The organism is Pseudomonas sp. Pseusp97 (assembly GCF_047304025.1).
In the GTDB taxonomy this organism is placed as follows: Bacteria; Pseudomonadota; Gammaproteobacteria; order Pseudomonadales; family Pseudomonadaceae; genus Pseudomonas.
Map to the genome: position 1 here is coordinate 1 of NZ_JBGLYK010000271.1, position 6,737 is coordinate 6,737.

Annotated in this window: 7 protein-coding genes; 2 read left to right on the plus strand and 5 right to left on the minus strand. The window is 66.6% G+C overall.

Translation table 11 applies throughout. The features are described from left to right. Positions 1–72 precede the first annotated feature (72 nt). Positions 73–351, minus strand: a complete 279-nt coding sequence (locus tag ACCC94_RS26620; RefSeq protein WP_413352605.1) for a hypothetical protein — start codon at positions 349–351, stop codon at positions 73–75. 151 nt (positions 352–502) lie between these two features. Here ACCC94_RS26620 and ACCC94_RS26625 point away from each other — a divergent pair, with 151 nt between their 5' ends. Further along, positions 503–850: a GFA family protein gene (locus ACCC94_RS26625; protein WP_413352606.1), complete on the plus strand. Its 348-nt coding sequence runs from the start codon at positions 503–505 to the stop codon at positions 848–850. Between the two features lie 407 nt (positions 851–1,257). Here ACCC94_RS26625 and mnmH read toward each other — a convergent pair whose 3' ends face one another. After that, a complete protein-coding gene (mnmH, locus tag ACCC94_RS26630; protein WP_413352607.1) occupies positions 1,258–2,358 on the minus strand; it encodes a tRNA 2-selenouridine(34) synthase MnmH in 1,101 nt (366 codons plus the stop codon). Further along, a complete protein-coding gene (gene selD, locus ACCC94_RS26635) occupies positions 2,358–3,392 on the minus strand; it encodes a selenide, water dikinase SelD (protein WP_413352608.1) in 1,035 nt (344 codons plus the stop codon). Before selD ends, mnmH begins: the two co-directional genes overlap by 1 nt. 108 nt (positions 3,393–3,500) lie before the next feature. Here selD and ACCC94_RS26640 point away from each other — a divergent pair, with 108 nt between their 5' ends. Then, positions 3,501–4,538: a patatin-like phospholipase family protein gene (locus tag ACCC94_RS26640; protein WP_413352609.1), complete on the plus strand. Its 1,038-nt coding sequence runs from the start codon at positions 3,501–3,503 to the stop codon at positions 4,536–4,538. A gap of 609 nt (positions 4,539–5,147) precedes the next feature. On the opposite strand, the gene ACCC94_RS26645 is transcribed toward ACCC94_RS26640, so the two are convergent. Both ACCC94_RS26645 and ACCC94_RS26650 read right to left on the minus strand, forming a co-directional pair. Beyond that, the gene (locus tag ACCC94_RS26645) at positions 5,148–5,840 is read right to left on the minus strand and encodes a response regulator (RefSeq protein ID WP_138216460.1); all 693 of its coding nucleotides are present in this window, start codon (positions 5,838–5,840) and stop codon (positions 5,148–5,150) included. 40 nt (positions 5,841–5,880) lie between these two features. After that, the coding region (locus ACCC94_RS26650; RefSeq protein WP_413352610.1) for a sensor histidine kinase at positions 5,881–6,737 on the minus strand (857 nt) is incomplete at its 5' end.

Below are 6,737 nucleotides of genomic sequence, written 5' to 3' on the forward strand. Positions count from 1 at the left end.
TTTTCTGTCCAACCCCGGGGGTGGGGGTTGGCCCCGGGGGGGGCGGGGCCGGGGCCCCCGGCGATGCGCGGCTCAGCGGCCGGCGCGGGATTCCTTGATGTAGAAGCGCGCGCGACTGGCCTTGTCGGAGCACCCATCGTAGGCCTCGACCTGCTGCTGGGTCTTGGCGGCGGTCAGCAGGCCAACGGCCTTGGAGTAGCTGACGGTGCCGGCGAAACCTTCGGCCTTGGCCAGGTCCAGCTCGTGCCAGGCGGCGTTCAGCTCGTTGGCGCAGCTGTCACGGTTGACGGTCTTGCCCGAGCAGCCGGCGACGGCCAGCAGCACAGCGATGAGCAGGGGAATGCGCGGCATGACGAAACTCCTGGAAGTGATCGGGGTGAATCCAGCTTAGAACGCGGCGCAAAGGCCTGCCGGACGGCGCCGCAGTATGCCACCGGACGGATGGCGTTCAAGCGACTACTACACTGTTTGCCCACGGGATACCCCGACAAGGAGAAGGACCATGGTGCACCAGGGCAGCTGCCATTGCGGGCAGATCGCGTTCGAAGTGGAAGGGGATGTCGGTGAAGTCGTGTCATGCAACTGCTCGATCTGCCGGCGCAAGGGCTCGCTCCTGTGGTTCGTGCCGCGCGGCAAGCTGAAGCTGACGACTCCTGAGAGTGCGATGAGCACCTATACGTTCAACACCCATCGCATCGAGCACCGTTTCTGCCCCACCTGCGGCTGCGCGCCGCTGGCCTACGGCGCGATGCCGGACGGCACGCCAATGTCGGCGATCAACGTGCGCTGCCTGCCGGGAGTGGACCTGGCGGGGCTGACGGTGAAGGAATACGACGGCAAGAGCGTGTGAGTGCCTTTGGGCCCGCTGCCGGGTTGAAGACATCGCGGACGGAGTCCGCTCCTACGCAGATGCATGACCTTGGGTAGGAGCGGGCTGCCGCCGCAGAGGTCTCGATCAGTACGTAGGGCGCATAACCCGGAACGGGTTATCCGCCGATGCCACAACGGCGGATAACGCTGGCGCGTTATCCGCCCTACGAAACACTTCGGAATCTGGTCTGTGCTGTAGGAGCGAGCTTGCTCGCGAACCGCCTGCTGCCACGCTCCCCGACAAACGCTTGCGCAAGATGGCGTGGAGCGCAGCGATCCCCATCGTTCTCATGCACCGACAGCAGCATGGGTATCGCAAGCTCCACCCATCCTACGTGGGTGCTCCGTCGTGGCGCAGGTGCAAGCCCCACGAGGGGAGCGCCGGGATCAGCGCTCCGCGCGAAAGCGCAGGTACTCCACCACTTCGTCCTGCGTCCCGCGGAACTCCACGCGCTCGCCCTTGCTCTCGCGCTGGAAGGCATACATCGGGTCGTAGTATTCGCCCAACAATCCCTCGATCCAGCCCCGGTGCAGGTCCACCGCGCCGCTGCGCTTCTGCTCTTCCAGGGCTTCATCCATGATCGCCGCCAGGCGCTGGTAGCGCTCGCCGCCCAGGCGCTTGACGATGCCCGACAGGCTCTTGCGCAGGTAGGCGGCGAAGGAGTCGAAGCCGCCCTCCTCGCCCACCACCTGCACGTGATCGGCGCACAGGTTCACCACGTAATCCTTGAGGATGCGCTCTACACGCTGCTCGAAGCTGTCTTCCAACCACACCAGCGGGTAGTGCTGCATGCCCTGGTACAGCTCCAGCGGCACCGAACAGCTGCCGACGATGCGTCCCTCGTCCTCCAGCACGAACTGCTCCATGCCGGCATGGCGTTTCTTCAGGATGTCGATGGCCAGGCGGTTCTCGAAATCGATCTGCGCCGGCTGCGGCGTGGCCCGCCGGCCGAACGCGGAGCCGCGATGGTTGGCGTGGCCTTCGAGGTCCAGGCTGTTGGCCAGCTGCGCGATGACCTCGGTCTTGCCGGTGCCGGTCAGGCCGCCGACCAGCACGAACTGGCATTCATCGACAGCGGCGCGGGTGGTGTCGAAGAGGAAGCCGCGCATCGCCTTGTAGCCGCCCACCACGCGTGGGTACTCGATGCCGGCCTCGGTCTTCAGCCACTGCTGGGTGATCTGCGAGCGCAGCCCGCCGCGGAAGCAGTACAGGTAGCCGTCGGGATTGGCCTTTGCGAAGTTCGCCCAGGCCTCGATGCGCGCGGCCTTGAGTTTGCCGCAGACCAGCTCGTGGCCCAGGGCGATGGCCGCCTGCTGGCCGTTCTGCTTGTAGCAGGTACCGACCTTCTGCCGCTCGATGTCGTTCATCAGCGGCAGGTTGATCACATTGGGGAACGCGCCCTTGTCGAATTCGACCGGGGCGCGCACGTCCATCATCTTCACATCGCCGAGGAACAGTTCGCGGTAGTGGCGGGTGTTGTCGCGCATCACACCACCTCGACCGCGTGACGCTGTCGGCCGACCAGTTCGCCGATGGGCGCCAGGTCCATGCCCAGCTCCTTCGCCGTGGCGAGGAACTGCGCCTCGCCGGCAGGCTCCACCGCCACCAGCAGGCCGCCGCTGGTCTGCGGGTCGCACAACAGCAGCTTGTGCAGCTCGGGCAGCGGCGCGATGCGCTCACCGTAGCTGTCGAAGTTGCGCAAGGTGCCACCGGGCACGCAACCGGCCTCCAGGTAGTACTCGACGCTGGCCAGGCGCGGCACGGCGTCATAACGGACGCGGGCGGTCAGGCCGCTGCCATCGGCCATTTCCACCAGATGGCCGAGCAGGCCGAAACCGGTGACGTCGGTCATCGCCTTCACGCCCTCGAGCTTGCCGAAGCGCGCGCCGGGCTTGTTCAGGGTGCACATCCAGTCGCGGGCGACGCCCACGTCCTCGGCGCGCAGCTTGGCCTTCTTCTCGGCGGTGGTGAGGATGCCGATGCCCAGCGGCTTGGTCAGGTACAGCCTGCAGCCGGCGGTGGCGGTGTCGTTGCGCTTCATGAAGCGCTTCTCCACCAGCCCGGTGACGGCCAGGCCGAAGATCGGCTCGGGGGCGTCGATGGAGTGCCCACCGGCGAGCGGGATGCCGGCTTCGTCGCAGACCTTGCGCCCGCCAGCGATCACTTCGCGGGCGATTTCCGGCGCCAGCACGTTCACCGGCCAGCCGAGGATGGCGATCGCCATCAGCGGGTCGCCGCCCATGGCGTAGATGTCGCTGATGGCGTTGGTGGCGGCGATGCGGCCGAAGTCGAAGGGATCGTCGACGATCGGCATGAAGAAATCGGTGGTGGACACCACGCCACGCTCGGCGTCGATTTCGTAGACAGCTGCGTCATCGCGCGAGGCGTTGCCGACCCACAGTTTGGGGTCGAGGTTCTGCGCGCCGCTGCCCGCGAGGATGACCTCCAGGACCTTGGGGGAAATCTTGCAGCCACAGCCGGCGCCATGGCTGTACTGGGTCAGGCGGATCGGTTCGCTCATCGGGAGGCTCCGGGCAGGGAAATCAAACGGCGATTCTAGCAAAGCCCGGCTTGGCGCGGCCGGTGCCCCGGGCGTATCGTCGCAGGGTTCGTTACGCGGAGTTGCCCCATGTCAAAACAGATCGCGCTGGTACTCGGTTCCGGCGGCGCGCGCGGTTATGCGCATATCGGAGTGATCGAGGAGATCGAAAGGCGCGGCTATGAGGTGGTGTGCATTGCCGGCTGCTCCATGGGCGCGGTGATCGGCGGCATCTACGCCGCCGGCAAGCTGGGCGAATACCGCGACTGGGTGGAAAGCCTGGACTACCTCGACGTGCTGCGCCTGCTCGATGTCAGCTTCCGTCTCGGCGCCATTCGCGGCGAGCGGGTATTCGGCAAGATCCACGAAATTCTCGGTGAGATCGACATAGAACAGCTGCCGATCCCCTACACGGCGGTGGCCACCGACCTCACCAACCAGCAGGAAATCTGGTTCCAGGAAGGCTGCCTGCACCAGGCCATGCGCGCCTCGGCGGCGATCCCCAGCCTGTTCACCCCGGTCATGCAGGGCACCCGCATGCTGGTTGACGGTGGGCTGCTCAACCCGCTGCCGATCGTCCCGGTGGTCTCGACCCACGCCGACCTGATCGTCGCGGTCAACCTCAACGCCACCAACCAGCGCCAGTATTCGCTGCCGGTGATCGAGCGTCCGGCGGCGCTGAAGGGTCGCTTCGACTCAGTGATCTCCGGGCTGTCGAACAAGCTGAGCTTCTTCCGCCGCGGCGAAGTCGAGCCGCCACCGGAGCTGATCGCCGACGCCCTGCTGCACCCGATACCGGCCGCCGCGGAGGAGCCGGCCGAGCCGGAAATGCAGCAGCCCGCCGCCGCCCCGCTGGCCAAGGGCTCGCCACGCTCGGCCACCGGCAGCCATGTGATCGACAGCAGCAGCCCGGCCTCGCTGCTGGAACTGGTGAACCAGAGCTTCGAGGTGATGCAGACTTCGCTGGCGCAATACAAGATCGCCGGCTACCCGCCGGACATCCTGATCAACGTGCCCAAGCGCGTTTGCCGCTTCTTCGAGTTCTACAAGGCCCCCGAACTCATCGCCCTCGGCCGGCAGATCGCCAGCGATACGCTGGATCGGTATGAGGCGGAGAATCCGTATTGATCGGGTGATCCGGGGCCGTGCGGTTCGCGAGCAAGCTCGCTCCTACGAAGAGCGCCTCCCTCCAGCTTTTGCTTTGGCACTGAAAGGTTTCCAGCGAAATATCCGCGCGCGCCGAATGCCCCGTTCAGGAGGCCTCGTTGAAGCGGAGTTTCAGGGGTTGAGCGACATGGATGTCGCGAGAGTCGCGATGGGACAGGGACGGCCCTTCGCGACGTGCCCCTGAAACTTCGCTTCAACGAGGGAATTTTTCGCCTAAGCGAAAAACCGGATGTCCGGGGCAAGCCTTCTTGGTTACTTCTTCGGCGCTTGGAAGAAGTGACTCGCCCGAGGGGGCGAAACACGAAGCCCGCGCGCACGCCGAAGCGGCGCTGAAAACCCAACCACATGCAGGAAGAGCATCGCGGACAAAGTCCGCTCCTACGGGAACGCCCACGCGTCGAAGGAGAAGAGCACAGCGATGGGTATCGCTCCGCTCCACACCATCCTACGTCGTGCTCTCCGGTCTGAAATTCAGTTTCGTAGGGCGCATAACGCGCCAGCGTTATCCGCCGCGGCGGCATCGGGGGATAACCCGATCCGGGTTATCCGCCCTACTTGCTGCTCAAAAGGTCAGCCTTCGCGCAAGCGATAACCCACGCCGGCTTCGGTGACGATGAATCGCGGCGTCGCCGGATCATCGGCGAGCTTCTGCCGCAGATGCCCGACCACCACCCGCAGGTAATGGGTGTCCTCGGTATGCGTCGGCCCCCAGATATCCTTGAGCAACTGCTGCTGTGTGACTACCCGGCCCACGTGGCGCGCCAGGGTCGAGAGCACCGCGTATTCCTTGCGCGTCAGCGAGACTTCCTCGCCATCGAGCAATACCCGGCGATAGGAGAAATCCACACTCAGCGGCCCTACCGCGACCACCGCCTCCTGCGTCTCGCCGCTCGCGCCCTGGCGCAGCAGCACGCGGATGCGCGCAAGGAATTCCTGGATGCCGAAGGGCTTGGTCACGTAGTCGTTGGCGCCGCTGTCCAGCGCCAGCACCTTCTCGCTTTCGCTGGCGCGGACGGAAAGCACCAGCACCGGCACCTGCGACCATTCGCGCAGTTCACGCAGCACGTCCTGGCCGTCCTTGTCCGGCAGGCCGAGGTCGAGCACCACCAGGTCCGGGCGGCCCAGCGCGGCCTGGGCCAGGCCCTCCTCGCCGGTGCCAGCTTCGAGCACCTTGTAGCCGCCGGCGCTGAGGCTGATGCGCAGGAACTTGCGGATCTGCGGTTCGTCGTCGACGACCAGGATGGTGGCGGCGCTGGCGTTCATCGGCGGTCCGGACTGGCTGGGGGCGTCCAGCTTGAGCCTTTCAGCCAGCGGCATCAAGCTGCTCCAGGTCCGGCTGTTGCTGCAACGGCAGGTGCAGCACGAGGGTGGTGCCGCGGCCGTCGATGCCGTCCTCGACGGTGATCCGTCCGCCGTGGGCGCCGACCATGCCCTGGCAGATCGCCAGGCCCAGCCCGGTTCCCTGCCCGCCGCGGTCGCCGCGCGCGGCGGTATAGAACATGTCGAAGATCTTCTCGCGCTCGGCCGGCGGTATCCCCGGCCCTTCGTCGCTGACCAGAAAGCGCAGCTCGTCCTCGCCCTGCTCCACCGCCACCCGCAGGCGGCCTTGCGGCGGCGAGAAGCGCGCGGCATTCTCCAGCACGTTGACCAGCGCCTGCTCGATCAGCGCGGCGTGTACGTAGAGCAGTGGCAGCTCCGGCGGTACACGGGTTTCCACCCGATACGGCGCGACCACCGCGCGCAGGCGGTTGAGTGCGCTGCCGACTATGTCGCCGGGCGACACCCAGTCGCGCGACAGCTTCAGGCCGCCGTGGCCGAGGCGGGTCATGTCCAGCAGGTTCTGGATGTAGCGGTCCAGGCGCTCGGCCTCGTCGCGGGTGCTTTCCAGCAGCTCGCGGCGATCCGGCGGCGGGATGGCGTCGCCCAGGGCCAACAGGCTGTCGATGGCTCCACGCATGGAGGTCAGCGGCGTGCGCAGGTCATGGCTGACCGAGGCCAGCAGCGCGCTGCGCAGTTGTTCGGTTTCGCCGTGCAGGCGCGCGGCCTCGAGGTCTTCGGCCAGACGCGCGCGGGCCAATGCCTGCGCCAGCGGTTGACCGAGGGCGGCCAGCAGACGACGGCGCGACCCGGACAAGGGTTGCGAATCGCGCGGGCTGACGC

What these genes read in the sequence shown, in the direction of transcription:
- ACCC94_RS26645 (WP_138216460.1), bottom strand. Translation starts at nt 5,840, where the DNA reads ATGAACGCCAGCGCCGCCACCATCCTGGTCGTCGACGACGAACCGCAG.
- ACCC94_RS26625 (WP_413352606.1), top strand. Translation starts at nt 503, where the DNA reads ATGGTGCACCAGGGCAGCTGCCATTGCGGGCAGATCGCGTTCGAAGTG.
- ACCC94_RS26620 (WP_413352605.1), bottom strand. Translation starts at nt 351, where the DNA reads ATGCCGCGCATTCCCCTGCTCATCGCTGTGCTGCTGGCCGTCGCCGGC.
- mnmH (WP_413352607.1), bottom strand. Translation starts at nt 2,358, where the DNA reads ATGCGCGACAACACCCGCCACTACCGCGAACTGTTCCTCGGCGATGTG.
- selD (WP_413352608.1), bottom strand. Translation starts at nt 3,392, where the DNA reads ATGAGCGAACCGATCCGCCTGACCCAGTACAGCCATGGCGCCGGCTGT.
- ACCC94_RS26640 (WP_413352609.1), top strand. Translation starts at nt 3,501, where the DNA reads ATGTCAAAACAGATCGCGCTGGTACTCGGTTCCGGCGGCGCGCGCGGT.